General features: G+C 70.5%; 18 protein-coding genes. 6 read left to right on the top strand and 12 right to left on the bottom strand.

The genetic code is table 11. The annotated features are described in order from the left end of the window. Nucleotides 1–247: hypothetical protein (locus CJZ86_RS11615; RefSeq protein WP_198960128.1), on the bottom strand; the 247-nt coding region annotated here is incomplete at its 3' end. 65 nt (nt 248–312) lie between these two features. Here CJZ86_RS11615 and CJZ86_RS11620 point away from each other — a divergent pair. After that, nucleotides 313–1,956 carry a mechanosensitive ion channel family protein gene (locus CJZ86_RS11620; RefSeq protein WP_233133988.1) on the top strand — a complete coding sequence of 548 codons (1,644 nt, stop codon included), beginning with the start codon at nt 313–315 and terminating at the stop codon, nt 1,954–1,956. 14 nt (nt 1,957–1,970) lie between these two features. Here the strand turns inward: CJZ86_RS11620 and CJZ86_RS11625 are convergent, their stop codons facing one another. From CJZ86_RS11625 to CJZ86_RS11645, 5 genes are read right to left on the bottom strand one after another with little or no spacing between them, the layout of a single operon-like run. Continuing rightward, the gene (locus tag CJZ86_RS11625; protein WP_094586170.1) at nt 1,971–2,855 is read right to left on the bottom strand and encodes a bile acid:sodium symporter family protein; all 885 of its coding nucleotides are present in this window, start codon (nt 2,853–2,855) and stop codon (nt 1,971–1,973) included. Between the two features lie 5 nt (nt 2,856–2,860). Then, complete coding sequence (locus CJZ86_RS11630) at nt 2,861–3,247, bottom strand: YidH family protein (protein ID WP_094586104.1); 387 nt, start codon at nt 3,245–3,247, stop codon at nt 2,861–2,863. Beyond that, nucleotides 3,248–3,670 carry a DUF1622 domain-containing protein gene (locus CJZ86_RS11635; protein ID WP_094586105.1) on the bottom strand — a complete coding sequence of 141 codons (423 nt, stop codon included), beginning with the start codon at nt 3,668–3,670 and terminating at the stop codon, nt 3,248–3,250. Between the two features lie 3 nt (nt 3,671–3,673). Further along, nucleotides 3,674–4,636 (bottom strand): formylglycine-generating enzyme family protein, encoded by a 963-nt coding sequence (locus CJZ86_RS11640; RefSeq protein ID WP_094586106.1) that lies wholly within the window; start codon nt 4,634–4,636, stop codon nt 3,674–3,676. A 25-nt stretch (nt 4,637–4,661) separates the two neighbouring features. Next, on the bottom strand, nt 4,662–6,167 hold the full coding sequence (locus CJZ86_RS11645) for an arylsulfatase (RefSeq protein WP_094586107.1): 1,506 nt from the start codon (nt 6,165–6,167) through the stop codon (nt 4,662–4,664). Between the two features lie 64 nt (nt 6,168–6,231). Between CJZ86_RS11645 and CJZ86_RS17530 the strand changes: the two genes are divergently transcribed. Further along, nucleotides 6,232–7,269, top strand: coding sequence for a helix-turn-helix domain-containing protein (locus CJZ86_RS17530; RefSeq protein ID WP_286145723.1), 1,038 nt, complete (start codon nt 6,232–6,234; stop codon nt 7,267–7,269). 26 nt (nt 7,270–7,295) lie between these two features. Then, entirely contained in the window at nt 7,296–8,306 is a 1,011-nt protein-coding gene (locus CJZ86_RS11655) for a putative outer membrane beta-barrel protein (protein WP_094586109.1), read from the top strand. Between the two features lie 3 nt (nt 8,307–8,309). Here CJZ86_RS11655 and CJZ86_RS11660 read toward each other — a convergent pair whose 3' ends face one another. The 5 genes from CJZ86_RS11660 to hisF form a co-directional block, all read right to left on the bottom strand. Continuing rightward, a complete protein-coding gene (locus CJZ86_RS11660; protein WP_094586110.1) occupies nt 8,310–8,492 on the bottom strand; it encodes a hypothetical protein in 183 nt (60 codons plus the stop codon). Further along, the gene (gene glyQ / locus CJZ86_RS11665; protein ID WP_094586111.1) at nt 8,489–9,367 is read right to left on the bottom strand and encodes a glycine--tRNA ligase subunit alpha; all 879 of its coding nucleotides are present in this window, start codon (nt 9,365–9,367) and stop codon (nt 8,489–8,491) included. The genes CJZ86_RS11660 and glyQ overlap by 4 nt, the downstream gene beginning before the upstream one ends. 62 nt (nt 9,368–9,429) lie before the next feature. Further along, complete coding sequence (gene ubiE / locus CJZ86_RS11670; RefSeq protein WP_094586112.1) at nt 9,430–10,131, bottom strand: bifunctional demethylmenaquinone methyltransferase/2-methoxy-6-polyprenyl-1,4-benzoquinol methylase UbiE; 702 nt, start codon at nt 10,129–10,131, stop codon at nt 9,430–9,432. A 30-nt stretch (nt 10,132–10,161) separates the two neighbouring features. After that, a complete protein-coding gene (locus tag CJZ86_RS11675) occupies nt 10,162–10,485 on the bottom strand; it encodes a hypothetical protein (protein ID WP_094586113.1) in 324 nt (107 codons plus the stop codon). An 80-nt stretch (nt 10,486–10,565) separates the two neighbouring features. Further along, complete coding sequence (gene hisF, locus CJZ86_RS11680; RefSeq protein ID WP_094586114.1) at nt 10,566–11,363, bottom strand: imidazole glycerol phosphate synthase subunit HisF; 798 nt, start codon at nt 11,361–11,363, stop codon at nt 10,566–10,568. Between the two features lie 43 nt (nt 11,364–11,406). Here hisF and petP point away from each other — a divergent pair, with 43 nt between their 5' ends. Genes petP through CJZ86_RS11695 form a run of 3 tightly spaced genes read left to right on the top strand, consistent with a single transcriptional unit; the run spans nt 11,407 to nt 14,835 of the window. Further along, a complete protein-coding gene (gene petP / locus CJZ86_RS11685) occupies nt 11,407–11,619 on the top strand; it encodes a cytochrome b6f subunit PetP (RefSeq protein ID WP_094586115.1) in 213 nt (70 codons plus the stop codon). Between the two features lie 13 nt (nt 11,620–11,632). After that, complete coding sequence (gene chlG, locus CJZ86_RS11690) at nt 11,633–12,649, top strand: chlorophyll synthase ChlG (RefSeq protein ID WP_094586116.1); 1,017 nt, start codon at nt 11,633–11,635, stop codon at nt 12,647–12,649. Further along, on the top strand, nt 12,646–14,835 hold the full coding sequence (locus CJZ86_RS11695; protein ID WP_094586117.1) for a transglycosylase domain-containing protein: 2,190 nt from the start codon (nt 12,646–12,648) through the stop codon (nt 14,833–14,835). Before chlG ends, CJZ86_RS11695 begins: the two co-directional genes overlap by 4 nt. Here CJZ86_RS11695 and rsmB read toward each other — a convergent pair. After that, on the bottom strand, nt 14,832–16,085 hold a 1,254-nt coding region (rsmB, locus tag CJZ86_RS11700), incomplete at its 5' end, for a 16S rRNA (cytosine(967)-C(5))-methyltransferase RsmB (protein ID WP_094586118.1). The genes CJZ86_RS11695 and rsmB overlap by 4 nt on opposite strands.

Here is a 16,085-nt window from a genome sequence, read left to right on the forward strand (position 1 = left end):
CCACGGGGGCCCCGGCGGCCACCGGGTCGCCCAGCAGACGGCCCTGCAGGATCACCGGCTGCGGCCCATCGCCACCGGCGAGCAGCCGCAGCGGGTCGGCCGGTCCGGGCTGGAGCGGCCGCAGCTGGGCCTGGACCAGCACCACGAGCAGCAGCAGCAGCGGCAGCAGGGGGGAGCGGAGCATGCTCCAGGGTTCCCGCCGGCGGCCGTGGGCCCCCGCCGCCATCGACACTCCTGGCAGCGCCACGGGACAATCCCCTCGGCGGATCCAGGTGATCGGTGATGCAGCGGCAGAGATTCACGTGGCGGCCGTTGACCCTCGGACGGCAGATCGCCCTGCTGGCGCTGCTGCTCTGCCTTGGCCTGGGGGTCGGCCAGGGCCCGACCAGTCCCGCATGGGCCGGCGAGGGCGGCACCACGGCGGCAACGGCCCAGGGCTGTGCGACCACGCCCCTGTTCGTCGGCCTCGATGGCCGCCGCTACCTTGAGATCCGCCGGGCCCCGGCCGCCCAGAAGCTCGACGAGTACGTGCGCCGCGCCAATGCCCGCCTGCTGGAAGTGGCGCAGGATCACACCGTCCAGCCCCACCAGCTCGTGGTGCAGGACGAGCCCCCCTTCTCCCTGGTGGGCATCAGGGAGGAGGACGGTCGCTTCAACCCCGAACTGGCCGTGGGCGATCGCGCGGCGGCCTGCTTCGGGGTGACGCGGCAGCAACTGGCGCTGCGCTACCGGGACGGCATGCGGCGGGCCATCACCAGCTACCGGGGCAGCCACACGCTTGGGTCCTGGTTGAGGGGAACGGCCCTGGCGGCCTTGGTGCTGGGGTTCTACATCCTGTGGCTGCGGGTGCAGGGGGGGCTCAACAGGCGGCTCCAGCGACACTTCGCCGAACGCCCCCGTTTCATGATGCAGGAGCTGAGTCGTCTGGGGCTGGGCGGGTTCGTCGAGGCGGACCACGTGCGACAGATCATGCAGTGGCTGCGCCAGGTGGTGCACTGGTCGCTGGTGCTGGTGATCAGCTATCTGCTGATTCCGCTGCTGCTGGGCTTCTTCCCACCCACCGCCGGCATCGCCGAAGGTCTGCGGGGCCAGATCAAGACGGTGGTGCTGGGGTTCCTGGGCGGCATCGTGCAGGCGATCCCCAACCTCGTCTCGATCGGGGTGATCGTGGTCATCACCGTGCTGGCGATCCGTGCCAGCCAGTCCTGGTTCCGCGCCGTCGACCATGGCCGGATCCGGCTTCCCGGCTTCTACCAGGAGTGGGCCCTGCCGACGGCCCGGCTGGTGGCGATCCTGCTCTGCATGGCCGGTCTGGCGGCGGCCTTCCCCTACATCCCCGGCTCCGGCAGCAAGGTGTTCCAGGGGGCCGGTCTGTTCATCGGCGCCCTGGCGGCGCTGGGCTCCAGCGCCATCGCCAGCAACATCATCAGCGGACTGATGCTCATCTACACCCGGGCCTTCCGCGAAGGCGACCGGGTGGAGATCAACGGGGTGTTGGGGGTGGTGCAGGACCGGGCCCTGCTGGTGACCCGCCTGCAGACACCGCGCAACGAACTGGTGAGCATTCCCAATGCCAGCGTGATCGGCGCCTCGGTGGTGAACTACAGCTTCTCCCGCAGGGAGATCAGCCAGCCCGTGGCGATCGCCACCACGATCACCATCGGCTACGACGTTCCCTGGCGGCAGGTGCACGCGCTGATGCTGGCGGCAGCGCAAAGCGTCCCTGGCATCACCGACGAGATCGATCCGTTCGTGCTCCAGACCGCCCTCAACGACTTCCACATCAGCTACGAGCTCACGGCCTTCGTGCGCGCACCGGACACCTACCGCCAGACCCTTTCGGAGGTGCTGGCGGCTCTTCAGGATCAGTTCGCCGCCGCCGACGTGGAGATCCTCTCGCCGGGCTATCACGCCATCCGCAACGGCAACCGAAGCACCGTGCCGAAGCAGGGGTGATCACGGGGGAAGCGTCAGCCGGCGGACGGCAACTGCCGCTTCTGCCAGCTCAGGAACAGGGTGCTGATGATCACGGTGATCAACACGTAGCTGAGCAGGCCGGGGATCAGGCCCGGCAACCCCTTTCCGTAGGTCAGGGCCAGCTGGGCGGCCAGTCCGGTGTTGCGCATGCCCGAGACCAGGGCCACGGTGCGGCGTTCCAGCGGGTCCGAACCGGCCAGCCCGTAACCGATCGCCAGGCTGAGCACGCTGAGCACGGCCATGCCGGCCAGGGCCACCAGGTTCTGCTGCAGGAAGGGCAGCAGCTGCCGGCCGGCGAGCAGCAGCAGGGCCGCCATCATCACCATCAGCAACGCCGTGGCCAGGGACCCGAGGGCCCGGCTGCAGCGCCGCGCCAGCTCTGGCTGCCACTGCCCCAGCAGCACCCCGGCGACCACCGGCAGCACCTGCACCTTCAGCACTTGGCCCGCCACCTGGCCGGGGGTGATCCCCCAGTCGGCCACCTCCCAGCCCCGCAGGCCGGCGCCGGTGCGGAAGATCACCTCCATCAGCGGAACCGTGACGATCGCCAGCAGCGCCGCGCCGATCTGCAGCCGCGCGGCCAGCTCGGCCGTGCCGCCGCTGCTGCGCACCCGGAACAGGATCAGGGGGGCACTGGGGCAGGCCAGCATCAGGGCCATCGCCACCCAGGCGGGCCGGCTCAGCAGGCCATGGAGGGGCATCAGCACCAGGGCCAGCCCGGCGAGGGGCACCAGCACGCAGGTGCCCAGCAGCACGCGCCCGAGGAAGGCGGGGCGATCCCTGAGCAGCAGGAACGGGTAGTGCTTCAGCCCCAGGCCCAGGCTGAACATCAGGGTGACGATGGTGGCCGAGACCAGAACGCCGGCGGCTTCGCGCATGCTGATCAACCGAGAGGGGAACCCATCACCAGGAGCACAAAGGCGAAGACACCGATGAGGGTGAGGGCCATCGCCGTGATGGTGCTGATCGAACGCTGATCGGTATAGAGAAAGTCGTCACGCCGGATCAGCTTGAGCGTGCGCAGGTGCTGGCGGGTCGCCGCGGCCATCGCCAGGATTCCGACCAGAATGAACCCCATGGACACCAGCCGCACACTCAGACCGGCATGGGCACTGCGATCGAAGCGGCTGCTGTTGATGGCACCGATGATCTTGTCGAGGCCGAAGCCGAAGCTGATCAGCGAGAGGCAGGTGCGGATCCAGGCCATCAACGTGCGCTCAGCCGCCGCCCGGTTGCGCTCCTTGGCCAGTTCGTTGTTGAGGTTGGCCATCTAGGGAGAAAGGGTCTCGGTGGTGGAACTCTGCTGACGCTGCTGGCGCTGGGCCTCCTCGAACTTCAACTCCAGCTCCACTTCCCGGCCCAGGAAGACGTTGAGGAAGGTGCGGATCACGGCGATGACACCCAGCTGAATCAGGTTCTGGTTGGAGGGGGCCGTGGTGGTGGCGACGATATCGGCGGCCAGCTGGAACTCCAGGGCCATCGACAGCCAGCTGCCGAAGGTGAGGCGGAGGCTGTTGAAGCGCCGGCTGACGGGTTCGCGGCGGTGGCGGCCGGGGCCCAGCCGCTGACGCACGGCCTGGAGCAGGGTGGCCGCGAACCCCAGCGCCACGCACACCAGCGACACGCCTTCGAGCACGAAGCGCAGGCCGACGGCGAACCGCTCGAGCCACTCCACCAGGGGAAACTCCGCCATGGATCAGCCCCTCACGATGCAGCGGAAGCCCATGTGGCAGGTGGAGGTGTCGATCCCCTGGGCCATGCGGGCGGCGGGCCGGTAGCGGCGGCAGTAGCTGGGGGCGCACAGAAAGGAGCCACCCTTCACCACCTTGCGCGGCTGGTTCCCGTGCTGGGAGCCCGGATCGATGCTGGCCTGCCGGCAACACCCTTCAGGTTGGTCGCCCGTGGCGGCATGGCCGCCGTACCAGTCATCGGTCCACTCCCAGACGTTGCCGATCATGTCGAGCAGGCCGTAGCCGTTCGCCGGGAAGGCCCCCACCGGCGAGGTGCGCTCCCAGCCGTCGAGGAGGCTGTTGTGGTGCGGGAAGTCCCCCTGGAAGGTGTTGGCCATGGGCCGGCCGCGGGGGTGCAGTTCGTCCCCCCAGGCGAACTCACCCGCCTCGCGGCCGCCGCGGGCGGCCCGCTCCCACTCGGCCTCACTGGGCAGCTGCTTGCCGGCCCAGGCGGCGTAGGCCGCCGCATCCCCGTGGGCCACATGCACCACGGGATGGTGCTCCCGCATCCGGATCGAGCTGCCGGGCCCCTCAGGATGGCGCCAGCAGGCCCCCGGCAGGTACTGCCACCAGCGGTAGGGATCACCCGTGCCGATGGGCCCGGGCGGCGGCACGAACACGATCGAGGCCGGGGCCAGCAGCTCCGGCAGGGCTCCGGGATAGTCGGCCGGATCGGCCGGCCGCTCCGCCAGGGTGACGTAGCCGGTGGCCTTCACGAACTTCTGGAACTGGGCGTTGGTGACCGGGGTGCGGTCGATCCAGAAGCCCCCCACCGCCACCCGGTGGGCCGGGGCCTCCTCCGGGTAGTGGTGGTCGGAACCCATCAGGAAGGAACCTTCCGGAATCCAGACCATGTCCCGCGCCGGCGGGCGCCCCGGCCGGAGGGCCGGGGCGGATCGGGTCGGGGAGGGGGAGCGCTCCGGGGTCATGGCGGGGGCAGCAGCGGCGAGCCCCTCAGTGGCCGCCGCTGGCGGCGGCGGTCATCTTGGCGATCACATCCTCCAGGGAGAAGCTGGCCGCCTTCTGGCGGGGCGGATAGGCCTGGAACGTGGCCAGGAATCGACTCGCGATCACCTGGGCCGGCACCAGGGCGAAGGCGTGGTCGAGCATCCAGTCCCAGTAGGTGTTGGAGGTGATGTCGGCCCGCTCATAGGGATCGGTGAGCAGGTTGAAGATCTTCGGCACCCGCAGCGGCGTGAAGGGCTCCGCCCAGACCTGCAGCGTGCCGGTGGCGCGCTGCTCCATGAACACGAACTTCCAGTTGTCGTAGCGCAGGCCGGTGAGATCGCCGTCGTCGGAGAAGTAGAAGAATTCCACCCGGGGGCTCTTGTCGCTCTGGCCGGTCCAGTAGTCGAGCATGTTGTAGCCATCCAGGTGGATCTTGAAGGTCTTGGAGCCCACCGTGTGGCCCTCCAGGAGCTTCTCCTTGATCTGCGGTTCGCCGGCCGCCGCCAGCAGGGTGGGCAGCCAGTCGAGATGGCTGACGATGCCGGTGTAGAGGGTGCCCGGGGCGATCTTCCCAGGCCAGCGCACCAGGGCCGGCACCCGGTAGGCCCCTTCCCAGTTGGAGTTCTTCTCGTTGCGGAAGGGCGTCATGCCGGCGTCGGGCCAGCTGTTCATGTGGGGCCCGTTGTCGGTGCTGTACATCACGATCGTGTCATCGGCGATGCCCAGTTCATCGAGCAGGTCGAGCATCTCGCCGATGCAGTTGTCGTGATAGATCATCACGTCGTGGTACTCCGACTGCCACCGCCCCGACTGGCCGATGTCCTGGGGACGGGCATGGGTGCGGAAATGCATGTGGGTGGTGTTGAACCACACGAAGAAGGGCTCACCGGAGGCCACGGCATCACGGATGAAGCGCTTGGCCTCGGCGAGGAACTCCTCATCGCAGTTCTGCATCCGCTTCTTGGTGAGCGGACCGGTGTTCTCGATCCGCTGGGTGCCATCACCGTTGGCCCAGCAGTGCAGCACGCCCCGGGGGCCGAAGTTCTTCTGGAAATCGGGGAAGTCCTCCGGCTTGGGATAGTCGGGCAGCTCGGGCTCCTCCTCGGCGTTGAGGTGGTAGAGGTTGCCGAAGAACTCGTCGAAGCCGTGCATCGTCGGCAGATGCTCGTCGCGGTCGCCGAAGTGGTTCTTGCCGAACTGGCCGGTGCGGTAGCCCAGCGGCTGCAGCAGTTCGGCGATGGTGGGATCCTCGGCGCGGTAGCCCAGCTCGGCGCCCGGCAGCCCCACCTTGCTGAGGCCGGTGCGGAACACACTCTGGCCGGAGATGAAGGCCGCGCGGCCGGCGGTGCAGCTCTGCTCGGCGTAGTAGTGGATGAAGCGGCCGCCCTCCCTGGCGACCCGGTCGATGTTGGGGGTCTGGTACCCCATCAGGCCGTCGCTGTAGCAGCTGAGGTTGCTCTGGCCGATGTCATCGCCCCAGAGGATGAGGATGTTGGGCTGGCCGTTGGGCATGGCGGGGAACACCCGGCGGGTGAGGAAGTGGGGTAGGAAGAGGGCACAGGCCCCCAGTTGTCACGTGACGGTCGCCACGGATCCGGAGGACACGCCCCCAAAGGATGCACAGAGCGGCGCGATCCGAACACTCAAAAAGTGCGGTTCCGCCGTTCCCGTCTCCCGGTCCGTCCAGGACATCGCCCGCCTGGAGGCGGTGCTCAGCCCCCTGCTGCCGGTGCAGCTCACCCAGCTCGCCGGCGGCCGCCTGCACAGCGAGCTGCTGACCCTCGACCTGGGGGCGCTCCAGGTGCTGCGGCTGCGCTTCGATCGCCCCCTGCACGCGGGTGGGGCCAAACCCAGCGGCCGCCAGCTGATCGCCCTCGACCTGGAGGAGACCGCCGGCCGGCCCGTGATGCGCTCCCACGGCCTGGAGCTGCCGGCCACGGCGTTCTTCGGCCTCTCCGCACGCGGTGAGATCCACCTCACCACCCCCGAGCGCTGCAGCCTGGCGTTGCTGAGCCTGGATCGGAACACCTTCCTGCAATGGGCCCGGGATCTGGGCGGACCGGGGCTGGAGGAGCAGCTGGAGGGTGTCAACTGGGAGACGATCGATCCGCTGCGCTTCCAGGGGGTGAGGGCCTGCCTGCGCCGGATCTTCCGCCTGGCCGAGCGGTCGCCGGCCCTGTTGGAGGATCCGGCGATCCGCCGGCGGCTGGGGGGGGATCTGGTGCCCCTGCTGGTGGAGGCCCTGGTGCACCGCAGCGGTCACGGGGAGCGGCTGGCGCGGCCGCCGGCCCGGATCGAGCTGGTGAAGGCCGCCCAGGCCTGGATGGCGGAGCATCCCCACGAACCGATTTGCCTCGATGGGCTCTGCCGCCAGGTCGCGGCCGGTCGGCGCAGCCTGCTGCAGGGGTTCCGGGAGCACCTGGGGATGGGCCCGATGGCGTACCTCAAGATCCGTCGCCTGCACGGCATGCGACAGGCCCTGCTGGCGGCCGATCCGCAGGCCACGCGGATCTCCGAGCTGGCCGCTCAGTGGGGATTCATGAACGCGGGGCACTTCGCCCGCGATTACCACAGCCTGTTCGGCGAACATCCCCGGACCAGCCTCCGGGCCTGAACGTCCTGACCTCCCCTCCCCTCCCCATGAACGAGAGCAAGCCCCGCCCGTTGCCTGTCCTGGCCAGCCTGGCCCTGGTGCTGCCGGCCCTGGTGCCGGCAGCGGGCCTGGCCGAGCCGGCCCGGGGCCGCGCGACGGAGGCCACCTGGATCGGCCAGGAGCTGCGGCTGCCGCCCGCAGGCCCGGCGGAGGCGACGGCGCAGGAGAGGGCTCAGGCGGAGCCGGCCTCCGGGGAGCCGGCCCCGGCCACCCCGACCGCCCCCCCCTGGAGCGGCACCGTCGAGCTGTACGGCTTCGCACCACTGCGCACCCTTGGCACCACCACGATCCGGGGCCAGGAGGCGGAGGTGGACCAGGACCTGGGGGAGATCCTCGACATCCTGCGGTTCGCCGCCTCCGCCCGCGGCAGCATCGAAAAGGACCGGGTGGGCCTGCAGGCCGACCTCTGGTACACCAGCCTTGGCGACTCGGCGGCGCGCCTGGTCGGCCCCCGGCAGCTGTTCACGACGACGGCCGATGTGGGCCAGACCCTGGGGATCTACGACTTCGCCCTGCGTTACCGGTTCGGCGAGCGGGAATCGGCCCTGGGCAAGCCCGGCACGTACTCGGTGATCCCCTATGCCGGTATCCGGCTGATCGATGGCCGGCTGAATCTGGCCGCCACCCTCGACGGCCCCTTCGGACGCACCCTGCTGGAGCCCACCCGCAACTTCCAGCGCACCTGGGTGCAGCCCCTGGTGGGCACCCAGGCCACCATCTTCCTCTCGCCGCGCCTGCGGGCCTTCGCCCGCGGCGACATCGGCGGCTTCGGCCTGGGCGGCCAGCAGGACCTGAGCGGCAATGCCCAGGTGGGCCTGGGCTATGCGATCGGCGACAACACCGATCTGAACGTCTCCTGGCGCTACATGGGCCTGAAATGGAACAACGGGGACCAGCAGGCCAACGGCTTTTCCGTGAACATGAACGGCATCGAGGTGGGCGTGAAGTTCTTCTTCGGCGGCGCTCCCAGGGGCACGGCGGTGGCCAGCACGCCCTGAGCCTCAGAAACTCGGCAGCTTGAGCATCAGCTCACACAGCTGGGGGCTGGGCAGCTCCTGACCCAGCAGCGGCGCGACCAGGGCGGCAAGGGGCCGCAGCCGGCAGGGCCAGATGGCCCGTTCGGTGAGGCGGCCGGCCTGGAAGGCGCCGAGCACCAGCACCGCCACCAGCACGGTGCGCTTCACGCCAGCGGTTCGTTCAGCAGGGGGAAGCCCAGGGCGCGGCGCTCCTCCAGCCAGGCTTCGGCCACCTGGCGCGCCAGGTGGCGGATGCGGCCGATGGTGGCGGTGCGCTCGGTCACCGAGATCACGCCGCGGGCCTCCAGCAGGTTGAAGGTGTGGCTGCACTTGAGCACGTGGTCGAGGGCCGGGGCGGGCAGCCCGGCCGCCACCAGATCGGCGGCCTCGGCCTCATGCAGGGCGAACAGCTGCAGCAGGCGTTCGGGGTTGGAGGCCTCGAAGTTGTAGGTGCACTGCCCCTTCTCGAAGGGCAGCCAGATGTCGCCGTAGCTGCGCTCGCCGTTCCAGCGCAGGTCCCAGATGCTCTCCACGTCCTGGAGGTACATCGCCAGCCGCTCCAGGCCGTAGGTGATCTCGATCGACACGGGCCGGCAGTCGAGGCCGCCGCACTGCTGGAAATAGGTGAACTGGGTCACCTCCATGCCGTCGAGCCACACCTCCCAGCCCACGCCCCAGGCGCCGAGGGTGGGGGATTCCCAGTTGTCCTCCACGAAGCGGATGTCGTGGTCGGCGGCATGGATGCCCAGGGTTTCCAGCGAGGCCAGGTAGGTCTCCTGGATGGCATCCGGGGAGGGCTTGATCAGCACCTGGTACTGGAAGTAGTGCTGGGCCCGGTTGGGGTTGTCGCCGTAGCGGCCGTCGGTGGGGCGCCGGCAGGGCTCGGGGTAGGCCACCGCCCAGGGCTCCGGGCCGATCGCCCGCAGCACGGTGTGGGGGCTCATGGTGCCAGCGCCCTTCTCCGTGTCGTAGGGCTGCAGGATCAGGCAACCCTGGTCGGCCCAGAACCGGTTGAGGCTGGCGATGATGTCCTGGAAGAGCATGGTGCGCCGGTCGGGTACGGGCCAGGACGGCAGGGAAGTCGGTTTGATGCTGCCAGATCGCCTCAGGCCTGCAGCTCCAGCAACCCCATCAGGCCGCCGGCCAGGGGGCGGTGGCGGGCCGTGGTGAAGCCGGCGCAGCGGGCCAGCTCCTCCTGGACCGGGCCGGTGGGGAAGCGGGCCAGGCTCTCCTCCAGCCAGGCGTACTGCTCAGGAAGGCCCACGGCACGGGCGGCCGGCACCACCAGGCGGCGCAGGTAGAAGCGCTGGAAGGCCGCCGGAGCCGAGGCCGGATCGGGCCGGTTGAAATCCAGCACCACCGCCCGCCCGCCGGGCCGCAGCAGGCGCCGCAGCTCCACCAGGCCGGCGGCGGGATCGGCCAGGTTGCGCAGGCCGTAGGCCATCACCGCCCCATCCGCCCAGCCATCGGCCAGGCCGGTGGCCAGGGCATCGCCCTGCTGCCACTGCAGGGGCAGCCAGGGCTGGCGCGCCGCCCGGCCCTCGGCGATGGCCAGCGGGGCGGCGGCCGCATCCAGCCCCAGCACCAGCCCGCCGGGCCGGACGCGGGAGGCCAGCACCAGGGCCAGGTCGCCGGTGCCGCAACAGAGATCGAGCAGGCGCTGGCCGGGGCGGGGGCGCAACCAGAGCAGGGCCTGCCGCTTCCAGAGCCGGTGCAGCCCCAGGCTGAGCAGATCGTTCAGCTGGTCGTAGCGGGGGGCGATGGTGTCGAACAGATCGCTGATCTGCCGGGGATCAACGGTGGCCAAATCGGGGTGGATCGGGGGTGGGATCGGGCTTCAGCCCTTGCCCTGCAGGGTCAGGGAGTCGTCCCAGGGCAGCACGATCGCATCCAGGCTGACGCCGGTCACCTCATGGTCGGGGGCCGCCAGACCACGGGCTTCGAGCCGCACCGGGCTGGTGAAGGTGAGCACCATCACCGTGGCCAGGCCCACCGCCGCCGAGCAGACCATGCAGCCGGCGAGCATCAGGGAGAACTCGCGGCGGTCAGTGGCGGCCTGCATCAGCTGGAGCGCCCAGGCCACCAGCGCGATCACCACCACCACCACCACCAGCGCGATGACCGTGAACAGGGGCGTCGGCAGCAGCAGGAAGGCGTTCAACGATGCACCGGAGGCCACGGACGTTACTCAATGTTACGGCGCCTGAGGGAGGCGGTGCGATCGCCGCTGCGGCGAGCGCTTCATCCCGCCGCTACGGCCGTCAGCAGGGGCCGCACCGGCAGGCCCCGCTGCTGCAGGTCGGTCTTGATCTCCTCGACGGTGAGGACCCCGTCATGCAGCAGGGAGGCCAGCAGGGCGGCCGAGGCACCGGCGACCTCGAGGGCGGCGGCGATGTGGTCGATGCAGCCGGCGCCTCCGGAGGCGATCACCGGCACCTCCACAGCCTCCACCACGGCCCGGGTGAGGGCGAGGTCGTAGCCCGCCTGGGTGCCGTCGCCGTCCATGGACGTGAGCAGGATCTCCCCGGCCCCGAGCGCCACCACCCGTCGGGCCCAGGCCACCGCATCGAGGCCGGTGTTCTCCCGCCCCCCCTTGACGAACACGTCCCAGCCCGGGGGCTCCTCGCCGCCGCTGGGGCGGCGGCGGGCGTCGATGGCCACCACGATGCACTGGCAGCCGAAGCGATCGGCGCCGGCCGTCACCAGCTCGGGGGTGCGGACCGCCGAGGAATTGAGGCTCACCTTGTCGGCGCCGGCCCGCAGCAGCTCGGTGATGCCCTCGACGCTGACGATGCCACCGCCCACCGTGAAGGGGATCGTCACCGCCTCGGCGGTGCGGCGCACCATGTCGACGAGGGTGGCGCGGCCCTGGTGACTGGCGGCGATGTCGAGGAAGACGAGTTCGTCGGCCCCGGAGGCGCTGTAGCGGCAGGCCAGTTCCACCGGGTCGCCGGCGTCGCGCAGCCCGACGAAATTGACCCCCTTCACCACCCTGCCGTCGGCCACGTCGAGACAGGGGATGATCCGCTTGGCTACCACGGGTTCGCTGTTAGGGTTGCGCGACTTTCTAATCGCGCCGGACATGGCCCAGGCTGGCATCACCATCGGTTCGAAGGTGCGGGTCACCCGCGTGCGCGATCGGATCCCGGCCGGTCTGGTGGCCGCCCTCAAGGCCGATGCCACCGGCACGGTGAAGGATTTCCGTGTCACCGACGGCACCGGCATCGGTGTGGTGGTGGAGCTCAGCGGCGGCACCACCACCTGGTTCTTCGACGACGAAATCACCCCTGCCTGAGACGGCCCAACCCATGAGCCAGAGCCCCGAACCCAGCGCCGGCTCCCAAGGCGTCTCCGGTGGCGCCCGGCAGCTGCTCGGGATGAAGGGCGCCACCGGCACCTCCAACATCTGGAAGATCCGGCTGCAGCTGATGAAGCCCGTCACCTGGATCCCCCTGATCTGGGGCGTGATCTGCGGGGCGGCGGCCTCCGGCAACTTCCACTGGACCCTGCCGGAGGTGGGGGCGTCCGTGGCCTGCATGCTGATGAGCGGGCCGCTGCTGGCCGGCTACACCCAGACGATCAACGACTACTACGACCGCGAGATCGACGCGATCAACGAGCCCTACCGGCCGATCCCCTCCGGGGCGATTCCCCTCGGCCAGGTGCGTCTGCAGATCGTGGTGCTGCTGCTGGCAGGGCTGGCCGTGGCCTGGGGCCTGGATGTCTGGGCCGGACACACCACCCCGGTGCTGCTGCTGCTGGCCCTGGGCGGCTCGTTCGTGAGCTACATCTATTCGGCGCCACCGCTGAAGCTGAAGCAGAACGGCTGGCTGGGCAACTACGCCCTGGGCGCCAGCTACATCGCCCTGCCCTGGTGGGCCGGCCAGGCCCTGTTCGGCCAGCTCACCTGGAGCACGGCCCTGCTCACCCTGGCCTACAGCCTGGCGGGGCTGGGCATCGCCGTCGTCAACGATTTCAAGAGCGTTGAAGGGGACCGGGCCCTGGGCCTGCAATCGCTGCCGGTGGTGTTCGGCATCCAGCGGGCCAGCTGGATCAGTGCCGGCATGATCGACATCTTCCAGCTGGCGATGGTGGCGGTGCTGATCGCCATCGGCCAGCACTTCGCCGCCGTGCTTCTGGTGCTGCTGATCATTCCCCAGATCACCTTCCAGGACATCTGGCTGCTGCGCGATCCCGTCGCCTTCGACGTCAAGTACCAGGCCAGCGCCCAGCCGTTCCTGGTGCTTGGGATGCTTGTCACCGCCCTGGCCATCGGCCACAGTGATCTGACCCGCATCGCTGCGCTGACGGCACCGCTGCCATGACCAGGGTGGGCCTGTCGACGGCCACCAGCGGCCCGCGGCAACCCGGTGAGCCGCCACCCAGCCGGCCTAAGCGACGCTCCGGCTGGCGCCTGCTCGCCCCGGCCCTGGCGGCGACCGCCGTCGGCGGAGTGGTGGCCCTGGGGCAGACGACCCTGGTGCGCGCCCTCGACGGCATGCTCCCCGATGCGGGCCGCATCACCAGCTTCAACCGGCCGGGGACGATCACGATCCTCTCCTCCGACGGCCAGGTGGTGCTCAAGAAGGGGCCGGCCACCCGGGAGAAACTGCCCGCCGGCAAGATGCCGCTGCTGATCCAGCGCGCCTTCGTGGCCGCCGAGGACCGGCGCTTCTACCAGCACGACGGCATCGATCTGTTCGGCATCAGCCGAGCCGTGCTGCGCAACGTCCAGCAGGGTGCCGTGGAGGAGGGCGCCAGCACGATCACCCAGCAGCTGGCCCGCACCGTGTTCCTGAGCCAGGACCGCACGATCATGCGGAAGCTCAAGGAAGCGGCCCTGGCCGGAAAGATCGAGCGCCAGCTGAGCAAGGCGCAGATCCTCGAGCAGTACCTCAACTACGTCTACCTGGGCTCCAGCGCCTACGGCGTCTCCGATGCGGCCTGGATCTACTTCTCCAAACGTCCCGACCAGCTCACCCTGCCGGAGGCGGCGCTGATCGCCGGCCTGCCGCCGGCCCCTTCGGTGTATTCGCCCCTGGTGAATCCGGAGGTGGCACTGCGGCGGCGCTCGATCGTGCTGCAGCGCATGCGGGAGGCGGGCTTCATCGACGATGAGCAGCTGCAGCGGGCCGACGCCGCCCCCCTGGCGCTGAAACCGGCGGAGCCGAAGTTCTTCTACAACCCGGCCCCCTGGTACACCAGCTGGCTGGAGCAGGAGCTGCCCAAAGTGCTCAGCAAGGAGCAGCTGGAGGTGGGCGGACTCACGATCCGCAGCGGTCTGAATGCGGCCTGGCAGGCCCAGGCCCAGAAGACCATCGACTCCTACGCCACCGGCAGCATGGAGGGGGCCCTGGTGGCCATGGAGCCCGGCACGGGGCTGGTGCGGGCGATGGTGGGGGGCAAGGACTGGGAGAAGACCCAGTTCAACCGGGCCTCCCAGGCGCTGCGCTCCCCGGGCTCCACCTTCAAGCTGTTCGTCTACCTGACGGCCCTCAAGCTGGGCATGAAGCCGGAGGACACGGTGCTGGATTCGGCACGGTGCTTCGGCAGCTACTGCCCCAAGAACTTCGGCAACCGCTACATGGGCCGGGTGAGCCTGGCCACGGCCATGCAGAACTCCCTCAACATCGTGGCGGTGGGGCTGCTCCAGAAGCTGGGCTATGACCCGGTGATCGCCACCGCCAAGAGCCTCGGCATCCACCGGGAACTGGGCCGGTACCTGTCGATGGCGATCGGCGCCAACGAGCAGACGGTGCTCGACATGACGGCGGCCTATGCGGCGCTGGTGAACCGCGGCGTGTACATCCAGCCGCTGCCCTTCGAGGAGATCTACGGGCCGGAAGGGGAGCTGCTCTGGTCGCGGCGGGCCAACGGCCCCCGCGGCAGCCGGGCGGTGAGCAGCGACGTCGCCGACGCGATGGTCTGGATGCTGCAGCAGGTGGTGCAGGGCGGCACCGGCGGCGGCGCCGCCCTGGCCGACCGGGCGGTGGCCGGCAAGACGGGCACCTCGGAAGGGGGGCGGGATCTCTGGTTCATCGGCTCCATCCCCCAGCTCACCACCGGCGTCTGGCTGGGCTACGACAACAACCGGGAGACGGGCACCACCAGTGTCCTGGCCACCTACGCCTGGCGGACGTTCATGGAACCGGTGACCAAGGGGATGCCGGTGCAGAAGTTCCCGCCCAAGCCGAAGCTCACCGGCACCTTCAAGCCGGTGCCGGGCAAGAAGACCACCGAGCGCGACGCCCGACCCGAGGACAGCGGCAGCCGCGAGACCCAGCGCTGGCAGCCGCCGGTGCAGGAGCCCAGCCGCACCGATCCCCCCGACCGGGAGCCCTCCACGGAACAGCCGCCCACCCAGAGCGAGCCGACCCAGCCGGTGCCGCCGAACAATCCCGTCGCCGCACCCCGCTCCCGCGACGCGGCCATACCCCCGCCCCCACCGCCGGAACCCGCCGCCCCCCTGCCGCCGCCGCCCCCCGTCGCCGCCCCACCGCCACCCCCCTAGGCGGTGCCCGGCCCCCGCAGCAGCGCCGCGTAGAAGCCATCGCCACCGCCGCACTCCGCCGCCGCGGGAGTGGGCCACCACTGGCGCTCCTCCAGCAGGGTCCAGTCCGGATGGGCCGCCAGCAGTGCGGCGATCAGGGCGCCGTTCTCCCGCGGTTCCACCGTGCAGGTGGCATAGAGGAGCCGGCCGCCGGGGGCCAGCAGCGGCAGCATCGCCTCCAGCAGCTGGCGCTGCAGGATCACCAGGCCGTCGATGGCCTCGGGGGTGATCCGCCAACGGGCGTCGGGATGGCGGGCCAGGGTGCCGAGTCCCGAGCAGGGGGCATCCAGGAGAATCCGCTCGAAATGGCCCCGCCAGTGGGGCTTCAGCTCCCCGAGGCCGGTGGCGTCGGCGGCCAGGGAGCGGATCGTGGTGAGCCCCAGCCGCTCGGCGTTGCGATCCAGCCGCCGCAGCCGGGCTTCGGAGCGATCCAGCGCCCACACCTCACCCCGGTCGCCGATCAGCTCCGCCAGGTGGGTGCTCTTGCCCCCCGGGGCGGCGCAGGCATCGAGGATCCGCTGGCCGGGTCGGGGGTCGAGCAGGGGGGCGATGGCCTGGGCGCTGCGGTCCTGCACGCACCAGAGTCCTTCGGCGTAGCCCGGCAGCTCACGGGGATCGCCCACCCGCTCCAGCAGGGTGAGGCCGTGGTGGGTCTCGGGCAGGGCGCGGGCGGCCACACCGGCGTCCGTGAAGCGCTGCAGCAGGGCATCCCGGCTGGTGCGCAGGCCATTGACCCGCAGGTCGAGGGGCGGCACCGCGTTGCAAGCCAGGGCGAAGGCCTCGGCCCGCTCCGGCGGCAGCCAGTCGAGCAGCCCGGCGGCGAGCCAGGGGGGCAGGGAGCGGCGCACGGCCAGGGCGGCGGCAGGGTCGGCCGGCAGCGCCAGCCCATCCCAGGGGTCGTGGTGGGGTCCGGTGCCGGCCGGCCGCTCGCGCCGCCGCAGCAGGGAGCGCAGCAGGCCGTTCACCACAGGCGCCAGCTTGGCCAGGCCGGCGCGCTTGGCCAGCGCCACCGTGGTGCTCACCGCCGCCGCCGCCGGCACCCGGTCGCTGAACAGAAGCTGGTAGAGCCCCACGTGCAGCAGCCAGCGCAGGGCCGGGGGCTGGCGCTGGGCGCTCACCTTGCCGAGGGCGTCGATCCAGGCGTCGAGCAGCAGCCGCTGGCGGATGGCCCCGTAGGCGATCTCGGTGGCCAGGGCGCGGTCGGCGGGCGA

It is taken from the genome of Synechococcus sp. BO 8801, from assembly GCF_002252675.1.
In the GTDB taxonomy this organism is placed as follows: domain Bacteria; phylum Cyanobacteriota; class Cyanobacteriia; order PCC-6307; family Cyanobiaceae; genus Cyanobium.